This is a genomic window from Aureimonas glaciei, from assembly GCF_014643375.1.
Lineage (GTDB): Bacteria > Pseudomonadota > Alphaproteobacteria > Rhizobiales > Rhizobiaceae > Plantimonas > Plantimonas glaciei.
Genome location: NZ_BMJJ01000003.1, coordinates 165,287 through 183,070, shown reverse-complemented (window position 1 = coordinate 183,070; position 17,784 = coordinate 165,287). Strand labels below are relative to the sequence as shown.

At 68.1% G+C, this 17,784-nt stretch carries 12 protein-coding genes; 4 read left to right on the top strand and 8 right to left on the bottom strand.

Features of this window, described 5'->3' with window-relative positions; genetic code table 11:
- Positions 1-96: 96 nt before the first annotated feature.
- The gene (locus IEX88_RS07570) at positions 97-1,596 is read right to left on the bottom strand and encodes a sensor domain-containing diguanylate cyclase (protein WP_188850317.1); all 1,500 of its coding nucleotides are present in this window, start codon (positions 1,594-1,596) and stop codon (positions 97-99) included.
- Positions 1,597-1,755: 159 nt separating this feature from the next.
- The gene (gene aspS / locus IEX88_RS07565) at positions 1,756-3,561 is read right to left on the bottom strand and encodes an aspartate--tRNA ligase (protein WP_188849986.1); all 1,806 of its coding nucleotides are present in this window, start codon (positions 3,559-3,561) and stop codon (positions 1,756-1,758) included.
- Between the two features lie 209 nt (positions 3,562-3,770).
- Between aspS and rnd the strand changes: the two genes are divergently transcribed.
- Entirely contained in the window at positions 3,771-4,925 is a 1,155-nt protein-coding gene (rnd, locus tag IEX88_RS07560; protein WP_188849985.1) for a ribonuclease D, read from the top strand.
- 257 nt (positions 4,926-5,182) lie between these two features.
- Here the strand turns inward: rnd and IEX88_RS07555 are convergent, their stop codons facing one another.
- The 5 genes from IEX88_RS07555 to IEX88_RS07535 all read right to left on the bottom strand — a co-directional run bounded on the left by IEX88_RS07555 (position 5,183) and on the right by IEX88_RS07535 (position 11,661).
- Complete coding sequence (locus IEX88_RS07555) at positions 5,183-5,419, bottom strand: hypothetical protein (RefSeq protein WP_188849984.1); 237 nt, start codon at positions 5,417-5,419, stop codon at positions 5,183-5,185.
- Between the two features lie 49 nt (positions 5,420-5,468).
- The gene (gene ppx, locus IEX88_RS07550) at positions 5,469-6,983 is read right to left on the bottom strand and encodes an exopolyphosphatase (protein WP_188849983.1); all 1,515 of its coding nucleotides are present in this window, start codon (positions 6,981-6,983) and stop codon (positions 5,469-5,471) included.
- On the bottom strand, positions 6,976-9,240 hold the full coding sequence (locus IEX88_RS07545; protein WP_188850316.1) for an RNA degradosome polyphosphate kinase: 2,265 nt from the start codon (positions 9,238-9,240) through the stop codon (positions 6,976-6,978). Before IEX88_RS07545 ends, ppx begins: the two co-directional genes overlap by 8 nt.
- A gap of 345 nt (positions 9,241-9,585) precedes the next feature.
- Positions 9,586-10,338 (bottom strand): P-loop NTPase family protein, encoded by a 753-nt coding sequence (locus IEX88_RS07540; protein ID WP_210319248.1) that lies wholly within the window; start codon positions 10,336-10,338, stop codon positions 9,586-9,588.
- Positions 10,339-10,482: 144 nt separating this feature from the next.
- Complete coding sequence (locus tag IEX88_RS07535) at positions 10,483-11,661, bottom strand: AI-2E family transporter (RefSeq protein ID WP_188849982.1); 1,179 nt, start codon at positions 11,659-11,661, stop codon at positions 10,483-10,485.
- 213 nt (positions 11,662-11,874) lie between these two features.
- Here IEX88_RS07535 and purM point away from each other — a divergent pair, with 213 nt between their 5' ends.
- From purM to IEX88_RS07520, 3 genes are read left to right on the top strand one after another with little or no spacing between them, the layout of a single operon-like run.
- On the top strand, positions 11,875-12,948 hold the full coding sequence (gene purM, locus IEX88_RS07530) for a phosphoribosylformylglycinamidine cyclo-ligase (protein ID WP_188849981.1): 1,074 nt from the start codon (positions 11,875-11,877) through the stop codon (positions 12,946-12,948).
- Positions 12,949-12,973: 25 nt separating this feature from the next.
- Positions 12,974-13,600 carry a phosphoribosylglycinamide formyltransferase gene (gene purN / locus IEX88_RS07525; RefSeq protein WP_188849980.1) on the top strand — a complete coding sequence of 209 codons (627 nt, stop codon included), beginning with the start codon at positions 12,974-12,976 and terminating at the stop codon, positions 13,598-13,600.
- A 51-nt stretch (positions 13,601-13,651) separates the two neighbouring features.
- On the top strand, positions 13,652-15,373 hold the full coding sequence (locus IEX88_RS07520) for a sensor domain-containing diguanylate cyclase (protein ID WP_188849979.1): 1,722 nt from the start codon (positions 13,652-13,654) through the stop codon (positions 15,371-15,373).
- Positions 15,374-15,493: 120 nt separating this feature from the next.
- On the opposite strand, the gene IEX88_RS07515 is transcribed toward IEX88_RS07520, so the two are convergent.
- The gene (locus IEX88_RS07515) at positions 15,494-17,623 is read right to left on the bottom strand and encodes a molybdopterin-containing oxidoreductase family protein (protein WP_188849978.1); all 2,130 of its coding nucleotides are present in this window, start codon (positions 17,621-17,623) and stop codon (positions 15,494-15,496) included.
- Between the last annotated feature and the right edge of the window lie 161 nt (positions 17,624-17,784).

The window sequence follows — 17,784 nt, the reverse complement described above, 5'->3', positions numbered from 1 at the left end:
GGCCTCGGCATGCCGGCTCTCCTCTTCGCAGGTGAAAAGGAGACGGGCAGGCTGCCCTCCGGGGGCGGCCTGCCCGCGCTCACGCGGCGGTTGCAGTCACGGCGTGATGGCGGGAGATGTCGCCTCGCGCCGGCGGCGATCGACCGACTCGGCGGAGTAGTATTCCTTCTTCTTCTCGTACATGGCCGCGTCGGCGCGCTTGACCACTTCCTCCAGCCTTTCGCCGCTGACGCCGGTGGCGCGGCCGATGGAGAAGCTGAGGGCGTTGCCCGCGTAGAACTGGTTGTTGATCTCGACCAGCTTCTCGATGCTCTCGACCATCGCCTTGGCCTCCTCGTCCGAGGTCGCCGGCATCAGCACGCAGAACTCGTCGCCGCCGATCCGCGCGGCGTGGTGCGGCTTCGACACCGCACCGCTCAGCACCTCGCCGGCCCGCCGCAGCATGGCGTCGCCGGCGGCATGGCCGAGCTCGTCGTTGATCGGCTTCAGGCCGTTCATGTCGGCGATGATGACGCTGACGGGATAGGGGCCCATGCGTTCCAGCCGGTTCAGCTCGTCGGCGTAGAAGGAGCGGTTGTAGAGCTTCGTCAGCACCTCGTGCTTGCCGAGATATTCCAGATAGGCCTCGGCCTTCTTGCGCGCGGTGATGTCGGTCAGCGCGACCTGCACCAGCGTCCAGTCGCGCTCGCGCCCGGGCAGAACCGAGAACTGCATGTGGACATGCAGCGTGTCGCCGTCGAGCGAGTAGTTCACCACCTCGCGCTGCTGGAACAGCTTGCCGTTCCACAGGTCGATCAGCTGTTCCTTGAAATGCTGTTGCATGGCATCGCGGAACACCTCGCCGAGCCGGCGCAGCAGCGTCGCCTTGTCGGCAGCGCGGAAGAGGTCGAGCGTATGCCGGTTGACGTCGATGACGCGGATCTCGGTCATGCAGCGCGTGACGAATTCCGGATGGACGTCGAGGAAGGTGCGGAAATCGTCGACGCCGCGGTCGCGCACGCCGTCGATGAGATTCTTGACGGCGGAAAAATCCTCGACCCAGAGCGAGACCGGCGAGTGCTCGAAGAGGCCCCGCGCATAGCTTTCGCTGAGATGGGCGCGGCGCCGTGCGTCCTCGCGCGCGGTCACGTCCTCGGTGGCGATGAGGATGCGCGTCCAGTCGCGCTCGTGGCCCGGCAGCATCTGGGCCTTCAGCTGGATGTCCAGCCGGCGCCCGGTCAGCGTGTGGTTCACCGCCTGGCTGGTGAATTCCGGCGACCCGTTCCAGAGCTGGACCAGTTCATCGACATGGCTGTCCAGCATCTCGTCGCTGAACACCGTGCCGAGATTGGCGATGAGATCCGGCAGGTCCGCCGCCTCGAACAGCGTCAACGTCCGCTTGTTGACACCGAGGACGCGGATCAGCGCGGTGCATTCACGCACCCGCCCGCGATCCTCGGCCAGAAAGGCCTGGAGATCGGTGACGCCCGCCGCGCGCCAGGCATCGAACTTCGCCTTGATCCCGGAAAAATCTTCCAACCACAGCGGCACCGGCGCCATGTCGAAATCGAAGGCGGGCTCTTCCGTGGGCAAAGGGGACGGGGTGAGGCTTTCCATGGTGTGTCCCTGGTTCATCCCGTCCCCGTCCGTCTCATGATGCAAGCGCTGCTGCGCAAGTTGTCTAGTGGCTCACCCTTAGCAACAAATCTCTTATGCGGGTTAACTTACTGTGAGGCAGGTGGAGAATAACGCCGCCCTGCTGTCGCGATGCCATCCCTAGGTGATCTTCGCCGCCGCGGCCACACGGATGCCGAGTTCCTTCAGCTGCACCGGCGAGGCCTCGTTCGGCGCGGCCATCAGCAGGTCGTAGGCCTGCTGATTCATCGGGAACATGGTGATCTCGCGCAGGTTCTTGACGCCGCAGAGCAGCATGACGATGCGGTCGACACCGGCCGCCATGCCGCCATGCGGCGGCGCGCCGTACTGGAAGGCGCGGTAGAGGCCGCCGAAACGCTGCTCGACCTCTTCGCGCGAGTAGCCGGCGATCTCGAAGGCCTTGACCATGGTCTCCGGCTGCTGGTTGCGGATGCCGCCCGACGCGATCTCGAAGCCGTTGCAGACGATGTCGTACTGGAAAGCCTTCAGCGACAGCGGATCCTGCGTCTGCAGCGCCTCCATCCCGCCCTGCGGCATCGAGAAGGGGTTGTGCGCGAAATCGACCTTCTTCAGCTCCTCGTCCCATTCGTAGAAGGGAAAGTCGATGATCCAGGCGAGCTTGAACTGGTCGCGGTCGACGAGATCGAGCTCCTCACCGACCTGCGTGCGCGCCGCACCCGCGAAGGAGACGAAGGTCTTCGGCTTGCCGGCCACGAAGAAGCAGGCGTCGCCCGTGCCGAGGCCGAGCTTTTCGCGCAAGCCTTCCGTGCGCTCGGGGCCGATGTTCTTGGCGAGCGGACCGGCGCCGGCGACGGCACCCTCCTCCTCGCGCCAGAAGATGTAGCCGAGGCCGGGCTGGCCCTGGCCCTGCGCCCAGGAATTCATCCGGTCGCAGAAGGCGCGGCCGATCGCGTCCTGGCCGTCCTTGCGCTTGGCCGGGATCGCCCAGACCTCGACCTCGGGATCGGCGGCGATCATGCCGGCAAACACCTTGAAGCCCGAGCCGGCGAAGGCGTCGGTGACGGCAGACATCTCGATCGGGTTGCGCAGGTCCGGCTTGTCGGAGCCGTATTTGCGCATGGCTTCCGCGTGCGGGATGCGCTCGAACGTCTGGCTGACCGGCTTGCCGTCGGCGAAATCCTCGAACACGCCGCGGATCACCGGTTCCATGGTCTGAAAGATGTCCTCCTGCTCGACGAAGCTCATCTCGACGTCGAGCTGGTAGAACTCGCCCGGAAGGCGGTCGGCGCGCGGATCCTCGTCGCGGAAGCAGGGCGCGATCTGGAAGTAGCGGTCGAAGCCGGACATCATGATCAGCTGCTTGTACTGCTGCGGCGCCTGCGGCAGGGCGTAGAACTTGCCCTGGTGGATGCGGGAGGGCACCAGGAAGTCGCGCGCGCCTTCCGGCGAGGAGGCGGTCAGGATCGGCGTCGAGAACTCGGTGAAGGCGGATTCCGTCATCCGCCGGCGCATCGCCGCGATGATCTGGGTGCGGCGCATGATGTTGCGGTGCAGGGTCTCGCGACGCAGGTCGAGGAAGCGGTAGGTGAGACGCACGTCCTCGGGATAGTCGAGCTCGCCGAACACCGGCAGCGGCAGTTCCTTCGACGCCGACAGGATCTCGATGTCCTCGGCGAAGAGCTCGACCGCGCCGGTCGGCAGTTTCGGGTTCACCGTCTCGGGGCTGCGCGCCTTCACCGTGCCGGTGATCTTCACCACCCATTCCGAGCGAATCGTCTCGGCCGTCTTGAAGGCGGGCGAATCGGGATCGACGACGATTTGCGTCAGGCCGTAATGGTCGCGCAGATCGATAAAGAGCAGGCCGCCATGGTCGCGGACGCGGTGGGCCCAGCCGGAAAGCCGGACCGTCTCGCCGACGTTCGTGTCGCGGAGGGCGGCGCAGGTGTGGCTGCGGTAGCGGTGCATGGCGGTTCTTCCTGGCTTTTCGTCCCTGCGCATGGCGGGCAGGCGCTCTGATCCGGTGCGCCGAGGCGGCCGGTTCGATATCGGCGGAAAAGCGCACGGGACCCCCGCGCTGTCAAGATTTGCGCCCCTTTCATCGCCCCGATCTTCGCATTGCGGAATGGCCGTCAGGCGGGGTTCGCAGGTGCCGCGACATCGGCTATGAAAAGATCATGGAGCCTATCACCACCACCGACGGCCTCGCTGAGGCCTGCCGCGTCTTCGCCAAGGCGCCCTTCGTCACCGTCGACACCGAGTTCATCCGGGAGACGACCTTCTGGCCGGAGCTCTGCCTCATCCAGATGGCCTCGGACGATCTCGCGGTGATCGTCGATCCGCTGGCCCCCGGCATCGATCTCGCCCCCTTCTTCGCGCTGATGGCCGACGAGAACGTCATCAAGGTCTTCCATGCCGCGCGGCAGGATCTGGAAATCGTCTACAAGCTCGGCGGCATGCTGCCGGCGCCGATGTTCGACACCCAGATCGCCGCCATGGTCTGCGGCTTCGGCGAATCGATCGCCTACGACCAGCTCGTCGCCAAGACGACGGAGGGCCGGATCGACAAGACCTCGCGCTTCACCGACTGGCGCCGCCGGCCGCTGTCGGAACAGCAGCTGGTCTATGCGCTGGCCGACGTCACCTTCCTGCGCGACGTCTACAAGGTGCTGAAGGCGCGCATCGCCGCCGAGGGGCGCGACGACTGGCTGGACGACGAGATGGCCGTGCTCGCCAATCCCGAGACCTACGACGTCCACCCCGACGACGTGTGGAAGCGGCTGAAGCTCCGGGTGCGCAAGCCGATCGAGCTCGCCATCCTGAAAGAGGTCGCCGCCTGGCGCGAGCGCGAGGCGCGCACCCGCGACCAGCCCCGCGGCCGGATCATGAAGGACGACACGATCTACGAGATCGCGCAGCAGCAGCCGCGAGACGAGCAGACCCTGTCGCGCCTGCGCACGATCCCCAAGGGTTTCGAGCGCTCGCACAACGGCAAGGAGATCCTCGCCGCCATCGAGCGCGCCATGGCGATCCCCAAGAGCGAGCTGCCAGCGCTGCCGAAGCTCCCGAACCTCCCCGAAGGCACCGCCGCGGCAGTGGAGTTCCTGAAGGTTCTCCTGAAGATCGTCGTCGACGAGGAGGGCGTCGCCGGCAAGATGATCGCCTCCGGCGACGACCTGGAACAGCTCGCCGCCTTCGGCGCCAACGCCGAGATTCCCGCCATGTCCGGCTGGCGCCGCCAGATTTTTGGCGACCGCGCGCTGGAACTGCTGGAAGGCAAGGCGGCGCTGTGTTTTCGCGACCGCAAGGTGGCGGTGGTGGAGCTGGGCTAAGCCGCCCTGGTGGCCGCGCCCGCCGCCGCCCGGCACCATAGCGCAACCGCGGCCCTGTGAGAGACGCGGACCTCCCTGGCGTCGTCATCCTCGCGCGAAGCGCGGGGATCCATGCCCAGACGATGACGCAGGTCATTCGGTGCCGAAACGGGCACGTTCGACGTCACGGCATGGATCCCGGCTCAAGGCCGGGATGACGAAGTTGAGGGGTCGGCGGCTGGATGCATGAGCGGCCGGGTCCCGACCACTCTCTATCCCTATCGCCAGCCGCCGCCTTCCGCCGCGCAACCGAGCGGCGGCAGCGCGCCGGGGAAACGCGCGTGCAGGCGGGCGCAGGCCCAGGCGTTCAGGGGGGCGGGCATGGTGCCGTTGAGGGCGATGCCGACCTCGTCGTAGGGCGTCGCGCTGTACTCGGCGTAGACGTACCAGCGGCCGACCGCGAAGATCCCGCCGCCGATGAGGGCGGCGAGGAGGATGGACAGAAATTTCAGCATGGATGTCTCCGCGAGGCCGCGGACGGCTCGCCAGTAATCGGCACGCCTTTCACCGCACCTCGAAGCGCAGCGTGCGCTCGACGACCTTGCCGAACTGCTCCAGCCGGCCGATCGGGCGCTCGCCGACGAGGCCGCCAAGTTCGGGCGGGATCACCAGCGCGAAGCCGCCGCGCGGATCCTGCGCCCATTTGAACGTCGGCAGGATGCCGGGCATCGAGGCCGTCATCAGATAGGTCGCGCGGAACAAAGCGGCGAGGATGCGGGCGCGCTGCAGGAGGCGCGGGGTCAGGAGGTTTTCGATGTCGGGCACCGCCACCTGCTCGAAATTGCCCTCGTGCCGGTAGTAGTTGGCGAGACCGAGGAAGGCCCGGCCCTGATGGTCGATCGCCGGGAAGGCGGCATGCGCGATGATCGACAGGCTCTGCTTGCCGCGATAGTCGGGATGGGCGCGCCAGCCGATGTCGGCGAGAAGGCAGGCCGCCTCGCGCAGGCGCTCCTCATAGGGCGTCTCCTCGATGCCGAGGATCTCAAAACTGCGGCGGCTCCAGTCGACCAGCTCGGTGGAATGGCGCGGCGAGCGCGAGCGCAGGACCGACAGTTCGGACGCCGCCTCGATCAGCGGGTCCTTGGCCTTTTCCTCCTCGCTGAGGAGCGAATGCAAGAACCCCTCGCGCACGCCGAGGGCGGAGAGGACGATGCTCGACGGCTTGACGTAGCGGATGACGCTCTGCAGCGTCACCGCGCCATAGGCGAGCAGCGCGCGGCGGCTGCGCGAGACGGCGGCGATGCCCGGCAGCGTGTCGGGATCGCCCTTGGCGACCGCCTCCAGGAATTCCAGCGCGCCCTCGATCGGGATCTCGTAGCCGTGCATCACGTGCAGGGGATAACGGGCCTGTTCCATGTGCAGCTTGGCCAGGTTCCGCCAGGTGCCGCCGACGGCGAAGAACGGCCTGCCCTCGCCGGCGCCTGCCAAAGCGCAGCCGGCGATCTCCTTGTCGGCGATCTTGCGGGCCTTGGCGATGTCGTTGCCCGACATGTCCTGTAGCCGGAGGCCGCCGAGCGGCAGGGTCAGGCCCTCGCGGATCTCGCCGCGGGCGACGTCGACGAGTTCGAGACTGCCGCCGCCGAGATCGCCGGCGATGCCGTCCGGCGCATGGAAGCCGGCGACGACGCCCTCGGCGGCGTAGCGTGCCTCGTCGGCGCCCGACAGGATGTGGATCTTGCAACCGATGGCGGCCTCGGCGGCGGCGATGAAGTCCGGACCGTTCGTCGCCTCGCGGGCGGCGGCGGTGGCGATCGGATAGACCTCGGAAACGCCGGCCTGGGCGGCCAGTGCCCGGAAGCGCGCGAGCGCGGCCAGCGCGCTGGCGACCGAACGCTCGTCGAGCCGCTTGGTCTGGGTCAGGCCCTTGCCGAGGCCCGACAGCACCTTTTCGTTGAACAGCACCGTCAGCGAGCGGCTGTTGCCCTCGTAGATGACGAGACGCACCGAGTTCGAGCCGATGTCGACGACGGCGACCGGGGTTCTCCCCGGCAGCCGGCCCTGCACGGAAACGTCAGTCAAAACGGGAATGTTCGGCACGTTGTCTGGCAATCAATCTCGGGGCGTCCGATTTCAGGGCTTTGCCGCGGCCGGAGAGGCTGGGATTGGTCATGAAATAACGCTGGGTGTTGAAGGGTTGCTCGCCCTCGGCGACGACGATGCGGCGCGAGGTGCCGTCGGAAAGGACCGACCAGCTCTGCTGGTTGTCCAGGATGTTGCCCAGCATGATCTGCGACAGGATCTGGCTGTGCACGGTCGGGTTGGTGATCGGCACCATGGTCTCGACCCGCCGATCCAGGTTGCGCGGCATCATGTCGGCCGAGCCCATGTACACGGTGGCGTGATCGGAAGGCAAGCCGTAGCCGTTGCCGAAGCAGAAGATGCGGCTGTGTTCGAGGAACCTCCCGACGATGGATTTCACGCGGATATTGTCGGAAAGGCCCGGCACGCGGGGCCTCAGGCAGCAGATGCCGCGCACGATGAGATCGATCTCGACGCCCGCCTGGCTCGCCCGGTAGAGCGCATCGATGATCTTGGCATCGACCAGCGAGTTCATCTTCATCCAGATCTGGCCGGTCCGGCCCGCGTTCACATGCGCGACCTCCGCGGCGATGTCGTCGAGGATGCGCTTGCGCATGTTCAGCGGCGACACCGCCAGCTTGCGCAGATCCGCCGGCTCGGCATAGCCGGTGATGTAGTTGAAGACGAGGAGGACGTCGTGCGCGATGTCCGGATCGGTCGTGAAGTAGGACAGGTCCGTGTAGATCTTCGCGGTGATCGGATGGTAGTTGCCGGTGCCGATGTGCACGAAGTTGACGAGCTTGCCCTCCTCGCGCCGGACGACCAGCGAGAGTTTCGCATGCGTCTTCTTCTCGATGAAGCCGAAGACGACCTGCACGCCGGCGCGCTCTAGATCCCTCGCCCACTTGATGTTGGCTTCTTCGTCGAAGCGCGCCTTGATCTCGATCAGCGCCGTCACCGACTTGCCGGCCTCGGCCGCGTCGATCAGCGCGCGAACGATCGGCGAGTCGTTCGAAGTGCGGTAGAGCGTCTGCTTGATGGCGATGACGTGCGGATCGACCGAGGCCTGGCGGACGAACTGCGCCACCACGTCGAAGGATTCGTAGGGGTGGTGGACGACGATGTCCTTCTCGCGAATGGCGGCGAAGCAGTCGCCGTTGTGCTCGCGGATGCGCTCGGGAAAGCGCGGGATGTAGGGGGTGAACTTCAGGTCGTCGCGCGGCGCCTTGACGATCTGCGACACCGATTCCAGCGCCAGCATGCCGTCCATCACCGACACCCGGTTTTCCGGCACTTCGAGCTGGCCGGCGACGAAGCCGCGTAGGTCCTCGGGCATCACCGAATCGAACTCGATGCGGATCACCTGGCCACGGCGCCGCCGCTTCAGCGCCGATTCGAACAGGCGCACCAGGTCCTCGGCCTCCTCCTCGACCTCGATGTCACTGTCGCGGATGATGCGGAAGGTGCCGGCGCCGCGCACGCGGTAGCCGGGGAAGAGCCGCCCGATGAACAAAGCGACGACGCTTTCCAGCGGCACGAAGCGCAGCTGTCCGCTCTCGCTCTTCGGCATCTCGACGAAGCGCGGCAGCGCCACCGGCAGGCGCAGGAGCGCATTCATCTTCTGCTTGTCGCGGTCGCGGGCGAGCGCCAGCGCGATCGAGAAGCCGAGATTGGGAATGAACGGGAACGGGTGCGCCGGGTCGATCGACAAGGGCGTCAGCACCGGGAAGATCGCGTCGTCGAAATGCTGCTCCAGCCAGGCGCGCTCGTCCTTCTTCAATTCGCCGGCGCCGACGATCAGGATGTTCTCGGCCCGGAGCTCCTTGACGAGATCGGCGAGCGAGGCCTGTTGCTCCTCCTGCAGCCGGCCGACATCCTCGAGAATCTTGTCGAGCTGTTCCTGCGGCGTCAGCCCGTCGTCGCTGCGCGCGGTGATCTTCTCGCGCACCTGCGCGGCGATGGCGGCGACGCGGACCATGAAGAACTCGTCGAGATTGCCGGCCGAGATCGACAGGAAGCGGACGCGCTCCAGCAGCGGCTGGGCGGCGTTCTGCGATTCCTCGAGCACCCGGCGGTTGAACTGCAGCCAGGAGATCTCACGGTTGATGAAGCGGTCGGCCGGCAGTTCCTCGTTCTGCGGCGTGATCACCGTCTCGACCAGCGGCAGGTCGCTCGTCGAATTGGCCTCCAGGCGTTCGGCGATGCTGGCCACCGAGGTGTCGGCGGCCGTCGCCTCCGCCGCGGGTCCGGTCGGCATGGCCCCCTCGCCCGCGGCCTTCGGCGAGGACGGCTTGGTGCCGGCGGCAGTGCCGCGCGCAGCCGCAGCCGCCGGCGCCCGCTTCGCCCGCGGCGACGGGGCCGGCGCCCCGGCGTCCTTGCCGTTCTTGCCGACCGCCGGCTTGCGCGGCCGGGCGGCAGGTCTTGCCCGCGTCACGCGCTTGGCCGCCGGCTTCGCACCCGTCGGGGTCGCCGCCACGGTCGAGGCGTCGGCGGGCGTCCTGGCGGTGGGCGCGGCCGCGGGCGGCTTCGGGCTGGTCGCGCCCGCGCGCGTCAGGTCGGCGTGCGAAGGGGCTGGCTGGCTGCCTTCCTGATCGTCCAAGCGTCAATCCTCCTTTGGCGGCACCGGGCCGCGGGCGATGTCATCGTGCCGCGTCGCGGCCGCGGGTGGCGTCGAGCCGGATGCCTCGTCGGTCGCCGGCGAGAGGCCGGTGCGCTCCAGCACGCGCTGCAGCAGCGCCCGCGAAACCTTCTCCTTCGAGGCCAGCGCCTCGCGGTCGACGGCGGCGACGAGGCGGCTCGCCTGCTCCAGCGAACGCTCCATCCTCACGGACAGATAGTGCACCAGCTTGGGGTCGATGGCGATCTGGCGATCGGCGAAGAGTTTCGACAGCACGCCGACGAGCAGGGCATCGTCCGGCCGCCCCAGTTCGACCAGCGTCGCCGCCTGCAGGCGCGAGCGCAGGTCCGCCAGGCCGAGCGCCATCTCGGAGGGACGGACGCGGGCGGTGGCGAGGACGAAGCCGCCGCCGAGGCGGGCGGCGTTGACCGCCCCGAAGATCGCCGTCTCGTCGGCCGGCGCGCGATCGATGTCGTCGATCACCAGCCGGAAGGGGGACGCCGCGACACCGCCCGAAAAACCCGTGGCGCCCGACATTTCCGCCCAGGCGGCGGCGAGGTGCGACTTGCCGGAGCCGGGCGGCCCGACGATGAGGAGCACCGGATGTCCCCAGTCCGGCCAGCTGTCGATCGCCGAGACGGCCAGGCGGTTGGCGTCGGTGACGATCAGGTCGTCACGCGCCAGCGACGGCCGATGCGGCAGGTCGAAGGGAAGCTGGGCAGGTCTGGACGCGGTCACGGTTCGTCGGCCCTCTCCTGGCGGTGGTCCTGTCACGGGTCGGACAGGTCGATCGCAGAATGCGCAAATAGTGCGCCTTTTTCACCTGTCAGGCTAGTTTACGCCGGCCGCGACGCAAGCCCGATTGGCGGATATGCCCGCTATTCAAGGCTTTGGTCTGTCCGGCTTGAAGCCGTTCTCGACCATGACCTGCATGGAATGCCCCTCCAGCGTCTCGATCCGCGTCCCGGCCTGCCCAATGGTCCGGCCGAAATACATCTCGCTCTGCAGGTATTTGGTGATGGCAAAGCGCACCAGCACGCCGATCGCCGCCGAGGCCGGCACCGCGATCAACAGCCCGACGAAGCCGAAGAGCGCGCCGAAGGCGAAGAGCGCGAACATCAGCCAGACCGGATGCAGCCCGACCGAGGCGCCGACGAGCTTCGGCTGCAGGATGTTGCCCTCCAGAAACTGGCCGGCGAAGAAGATCACCATCGTCGCGATGATCCAGATGTAGTCGGGCCAGAACTGCACCAGGGCCACGCCGACCGCCAGGATCAGCCCGACGAAGGAGCCGACATAGGGGATGAAGGAGATCAGCCCCGCGAACATGCCGATCAGGAGCCCGAAATTCAGGCCGATCATCGTCAGGCCGATGGCGTAGAAACTGCCGAGGATGAGGCAGAGGCTGCCCTGCCCGCGGATGAAGCCGGCGACGGCCGCGTCGATCTCGCGGGCGAGGCGCCTGACGGTGTCGACATGCTGGCGCGGTGTCCAGGAATCGATCTTGGCGACCATCCGGTCCCAATCGAGCAGGAGGTAGAAGGCGACGACGGGCGTCACCACGAACAGCGACAGAAAATTCACCACCGCCATGCTCGAGGTCCAGAGCGAGCCGAGGACCGTGGTGACGACGCCCGAACTGTCGGCGACGATCTTGCTGTAGTCCTGCTGCAGCGGCTCGCTGCCCTCGAACAGCCAGGCCAGCGGGCCGGTTCGGGCGCTGTCCGCCAGCGCCTGGAGCCTGCCGAGATAGTCCGGCAGGCGCTGCACGAAGGAACCGACCTGGCCGCCGATCACCGGCACGAGGATCAACAGCACGGCGGCGATGACGACGATGAACAGGAGCAGGATGACGATGCTCGCCATCAGCCGCGACAGCCCTCGCTTTTCCATCCAGTCGGCGACGGGATCGAGGAAATAGGCGAGGCACATGCCGAAGACGAAGGGCAGGAGAACGCCGGAGAAGACATAGAGCATCGCCACCGTCAGCAGCGCGCCGATGCCCCAGAACATCAGCTGGCGGCGAAACAGCCGGCCGCGATTGGTTGTGATGTCCGACATGTCGATGCCCCCGGCAGTCGTCCCCGCCGCAATCCGGCACTCCGGGGGAGATAGGCAGCCTCCCGGGGCAAGGTCAAGAGAGCGGCGGCGGGCATTGCCCCGATGCCGGTCGGAAGCCTCGCAACCCCCCACGATATCGCCAGCGCGAGCGCCCAAGGTCTTGCCCCAAATGGTCGATCCGTGTCACTTCGCGGCAAAACGGGGCGCGAGACGATGACCGACAAGACCACGAACAACCTCACCTATCGCGACGCGGGTGTCGACATCGATGCCGGCAACGAGCTGGTGCGGCGGATCAAGCCGCTGGTGCGCTCGACGCGGCGGCCCGGGGCGGACGGCGAGATCGGCGGCTTCGGCGGCCTGTTCGACCTGAAGGCGGCCGGCTTCACCGATCCGGTGCTGGTGGCGGCGAACGACGGCGTCGGCACCAAGCTGAAGATCGCCATCGACACCGGCATCCACGACACGATCGGCATCGACCTCGTCGCCATGTGCGTCAACGACCTCGTCGTGCAGGGCGCCGAGCCCTTGTTCTTCCTCGACTATTTCGCCACCGGCAAGCTCGATCCGGCGCAGGGCGAGGCGATCGTCTCCGGCATCGCCGAGGGCTGCCGGCAGGCCGGCTGCGCCCTCATCGGTGGGGAGACGGCGGAAATGCCCGGCCTCTACGCCGAGAAGGACTATGACCTCGCAGGCTTCGCCGTGGGCGCCGCCGAACGCGGAAAGCTCTTGCCGAGCGCCGATCTTGCCGAGGGCGACATGATCCTCGGCCTCGCCTCCTCGGGCGTGCATTCCAACGGCTATTCGCTGGTCCGCCGCATCGTCGCTCTGTCGGGCGTCGCCTACGATGCCCCCGCCCCTTTCGAGACGGATGCCCCAAGCCTGGCGGCGGCGCTGATCGCGCCGACGCGCATCTACGTGAAGCCGCTGCTCGCCGCGATCCGCCAGTCCAATGACGGCATCAAGGCGCTCGCCCACATCACCGGCGGCGGCTTTGTCGAGAACATTCCGCGCGTCCTGCCCGACCACCTCTCGGCCGACATCGATCTCTTCGCCGTCGACACCCCGCCGGTCTTCCGCTGGCTGGCCAAGGCCGGCGGCGTCGCAGCGGAGGAGATGCTGCGCACCTTCAACTGCGGCATCGGCATGATCGTCGTCGTCTCCGCCGCCGAGGCCGCGACCGTTTCCGCGATCCTGCAGAGCGAGGGCGAGACCGTCGTGCCGCTCGGCCGCATCCTGCACCGCGAAGGTGCCGCGGTCACCTTCAACGGCGAGCTGGCGCTGTGAGAGCATTGCCGGCCGGGGCCGGCCGATGACGGCCGTCCAGCGCGTCGCCGTGCTGATCTCCGGGCGCGGCTCGAACATGGCGGCCCTGGTCGAGGCGGCCAAGGCGCCGGGCTATCCCGGCGCGATCGTCGCCGTCATCGCCGACCGCGCCGATGCCGCCGGGCTGGAGACGGCCCGGGCGGAGGGCATCGATGCCGTCGCCGTGCCGCGCAAGGGCTATCCGGACAAGGCCGCGCACGAGGCGGCGGTGATCGCCGCCATCGAGGCCTCGGGGGCCGACATCGTCTGCCTCGCCGGCTACATGCGGCTCCTCTCGGCCGATTTCGTCGACCGCTTCAAGGGCCGGATGATCAACATCCATCCCTCGCTGCTGCCGCTGTTTCCCGGGCTCGAGACCCACCGCCGGGCGATCGAGGCGGGCGTCCGGATCCACGGCGCGACGGTGCATTTCGTCACCTTCGAGATGGATGGCGGCCCGATCATCGCCCAGGCCGCGGTGCCGGTGGAGACCGGCGACACGCCGGACAGCCTGTCGGCCCGGGTGCTCCAGGCCGAGCACGCGCTCTATCCCCGGGCCTTGGCCATGGTGCTGCGCGGCGCAGTGCGGATGTCGGGCGAGAAGGCGGTTTTCGCCGACGCTGCGGAAAGGTGATGTTAGCAAGTCCCGGCGATACTCCGCCGGGATTGGAAGGATGCCTGCCGAATGAAACTACCGTCGTCGGTCCGGCGCCTGCGCGATCGCCTCAGCATCCGGCAGCAGTCGGCCGCGCTGACCGTGCTCTTGTCGCTGGCGACCGTGGCGGTGATGACCCTGGGGACCGCCACGGTGGTGCGCCACCACGCCCTCGACGCGGCCAATGGCGAGCTCCGCCTGCTGGCGCAGACCATGGCCTCGCGCCTCGACCGGCAGATGTTCGAACGCCATCGCGAAATCGTCAACCTCGCCAATCTGGCGCCGCTGACCGATGTCTGGCGGGACCGTCCCGGCGAGATCGGCACCTTCCTGGACCAGATGCAGGATTCGCTGCCGAGCTATGCCTGGATCGGCTACGCCGACGCGGACGGAACGGTGCGGGCGGCGACGCGGCGGATGCTGGAGGGCGCTTCGGTCGCGGCGCGCCCCTGGTTCATCGAGGGACTCAAGGGGCCCACCGTGCAGGACGTGCACGAGGCGAAGCTCCTGGCCAAGCTGGTGCCGCAGGCTGAGGGAGACGATCCCTTCCGCCTCGTCGACGTCGCCGCGCCGGTGCGCGATCGGAGCGGCAGGGTGATGGGCGTGGTCGGCGCCCATCTCAGCTGGGCCTGGGCCCGGGATATCCGCCGGCAATTGCTCGCGCGCCTCGATCCGGCGCTGCAGACCGACCTCTGGGTGACGTCGGCAGACGGGACCATCGTCCTCGGCCCCGCGGAGACGGCCCCCGTCCTGACGCCCGAGCAGCTGATGGCGACCGCCGGCGGCGGGGCCGCCGACGAGGGCCTGGACATTTCCGACGGGCAGGCTCTCGTCGCCGCCGTCGGCACGCGCGGCTTCGACACCTATGAGGGCCTCGGCTGGCGTGTCGTCGCCCGCCGGCCGATGACGATCGCCCTCGTCGACGCCAACGAGACCATCCTGACGATCTTCCTGATCGGCCTCGCCGCGGCCGTCGCCAGCTCGCTCGCCGCGGCGCTGATCGCCGGGCGGGTGATGCGCCCGCTGTCGCTCCTGGCCGACAATGCCGACCGGATCGGCCGCGATCCGACGATGGCGCTGATCGACCGCCAGTCGGGCTCGCTCGACATCATCCGCCTGTCCAACTCACTGCGCTCGCTCGTGCGGCGCATCGACTTCGCCGAGAGCCATCTCAGCGAGGCGCTGGCAAAGGCGGGACGCTCGGAACAGGCCATCACCCAGCTGCGCCGGCTGGCCGAGACCGACCCGATGACGGGTCTGCTCAACCGCCGCGGCTTTCGCGGCTTCGCCGCCGAGGCGCATGCCGCCTCGCAGCGCCACGAGCGCAGGTTCGGCGTGATGATGATCGACATCGACCACTTCAAGGCGATCAACGACACGTTCGGCCATGCCGCCGGCGACGCGGTGATCACCGAGCTGGCGACGATCGTCTCGAAATCGCTGCGCGCCGGCGACCGCATCGCCCGCTTCGGCGGCGAGGAGTTCGTCGTCTTCCTGCTCGACGTCGACGAGACCGGCGTCGCCGTCTGGGGCGAGCGCATCCGGCGGCGCATCGAGGAATCGCCGACCTTCTGGGAGGGACAGGCGCTGAAAGTGACCGTCAGCGTCGGCACCACGCTCGTCACCCGCGACGACCGCGACATCGAGGACGTCATCCACCGAGCCGACGTCGCCCTCTATGCGGCGAAGTCCGACGGGCGCAACCGCGTCAGCTTCCGCGCGCCGCTGTCGGCCCCGGCCCAGACCGCCTGACGGCGCCAGGGCGCGCCGCCCGCCGTGGGATGCCCAAGGCTTCCGCGTCAAAGCCACTCCGGCATCACGGCATGACGGCATCGGGCGCCGCGGCGCGCGACGCCCGGCCGTCCTGCACCATCAACCTTCGACGGCCATTCCTGAGGAGGCCGCGACGGGCCGGACCCAGACATGCGTGTCGTGGAAGGCCGCGCCGCCGCTCGGCGCCACGGGATCCGACCCGACCAGGAGGTTGATCCCCTCCCCGCCGGCGAAATCCGAATTGCGCCAGAGGCCCTCGTGCACGAGGACGCCGGGGCGCACGCTGTCCGACACCGCCACCGGAAGCTGCAGCGCGCCGCGGCGGTTGCCAATGCTGACGATGTCGTCGGCCGCGAGCCCGAGCCTTGCCGCGTCGTCCGGATGCATCAGCAGTTCCGGCCGGCGCTCGCGCGATCGCGAGCCATCCGTCTCGGCAAAGCTCGAATTCAGGAACTGCCGCGCCGGCGAGGTCGCCAGCTTGAACGGGTGCTCGGCATCCGCCGCCTCGTCGAGCCCGGCATGATCGGGCCATTCCGGCAGGCGCGCGACCGGGCCTTGCGGCCCGACCGAGGCCGGCGGCGTGTTCGGCCCCGCGGCCGACCAGTCCGGGCGGAACCGGAATTTGCCGTCCGGCCAGCCGAAGCCGTTCAGGAAATGCGCCGCCTCGAAATCCGGCTGCAGGTCGGCCCAGCGCCCTTCCTCCAGCGTTTTCAGCGTGCCGTGGCCGCTGCGCTGCAGGAGGTCGTCGATAAGGTCGCGCTCGGTGAGGCCGAAGCCGGGGCGGTCGGCGACGCCGAGGCGCTTGGCCAGTTCCTCGATGACAAAATGGTTCGAGCGCACGCCCGCCGGCGGCTCGACCACTTTCGGCCCGAGCAACAAATGGCTCTGCCCGCCGCCGCGGTAGACGTCGTCATGCTCGAGGAACATGGTCGCCGGCAGCACCAGATCGGCAAGAACAGCCGTATCGGTCATGAACTGCTCGTGCACGCAGACGAAGAGGTCCTCGCGCATCAACCCCTGGCGCACCAGCCGCTGCTCCGGCGCGACATTGGCGGGGTTGGTGCTTTGCACCAGCATCGCCGTCACGGGCGGGCCGTGCTGCAGCGCGCCGGGATCGCCGACCAGCACCGCGCCGATGCGCGACTGGTCGAGAAAGCGCACCGAGGGGTCGCGCATCGCCGAGCCCATGATCAGGCTCTTGTCGAGCTTGAAGATGTCCGAGTTGGAGTGGAAGGCGCCGCCGCCCTCGTGCTGCCAGTGGCCGAACACCGTCGGCACCGACAGCGCCGCATGCATCGCCGGCGCGCCGTTGCGCTGCCTTGTGAAGCCGTAGCCGAGCCGGAAGAACGTCCTTGGCGCCCCCCCGATCAGCGCCCCAAACGCCTCGATCTCGGCGACGGAGAGGCCGGTGATCCCGGCCGCCCATTCCGGCGTGCGGGTGGAAAGATGCGCCTCCAGCCCGGCCGGATCGTCGGCGAAGCGCGCCATGTAGGCGCGGTCGGCCGTCCCGTCGCGAAAGCCGATATGCATCAGCGCCGCCGCCAGCGCGCCGTCGCTGCCCGGCAAAAGCTTCAGCGCCAGATCGGCCTGCTTCATCGTGGCATTGTCGTAGATGTCGATGACGACGATTTTGGCCCCGCGCTCCTTCCGCGCCCGGATCGCGTGCGTCATCACGTTCACCTGCGTCGCCACGGCATTGGTGCCCCAGATCACGACGCAGTCGCTCACCCCCATCTCGCGCGGATCGACGCCGGTGAGTTTTCCGGCGCCGGCATGCCAGCCGGTCCAGGCCATGTTGGTGCAGATCGTGTCGAACTGGCCGGAATAGCGTTTGGCATGGCGCAGGCGGTGGATGCCGTCGCGCTGCACCTGCCCCATCGTGCCCGCATAGAAATACGGCCAGACGCTCTCCGCCCCAAACCGCGCTTCGGCCTTCGAAAACTCCTCGGCGACGCGGTCCAGCGCATCCTCCCAGGAAATCTCCCGCCAGCCGCCCCCGCCCTTGCCGCCGACACGGCTCAGCGGCTTCAACAGCCGATCCGGATGGTTGATCCGCTCGCCATAGCGCGCGACCTTGGCGCAGATGACGCCCGCCGTATAACTGTTCCCCGGCGCGCCGCGCACCCGCCCGACGCTGTTGCCGGAAATCTCGACATCGAGCGCGCAGGTCGACGGACAGTCATGGGGACAGGCTGAGAAGCCGGTGCGGAGGGGGGTGAGCTCGTTCATTCAGCGAGTATAGCGGGGATGCGAAAGGGGTGGCATTCATTTTTGCGATGCGAGGGATCAGAGTGGAGTGGGGGATAGGAGGAAGCAGGCAGCGCACCGAAGTGCGCATTTCGATCCCAGCATTCCATGGAGCAAGTCCGCTTTGCAAAGCACTTCGAGCC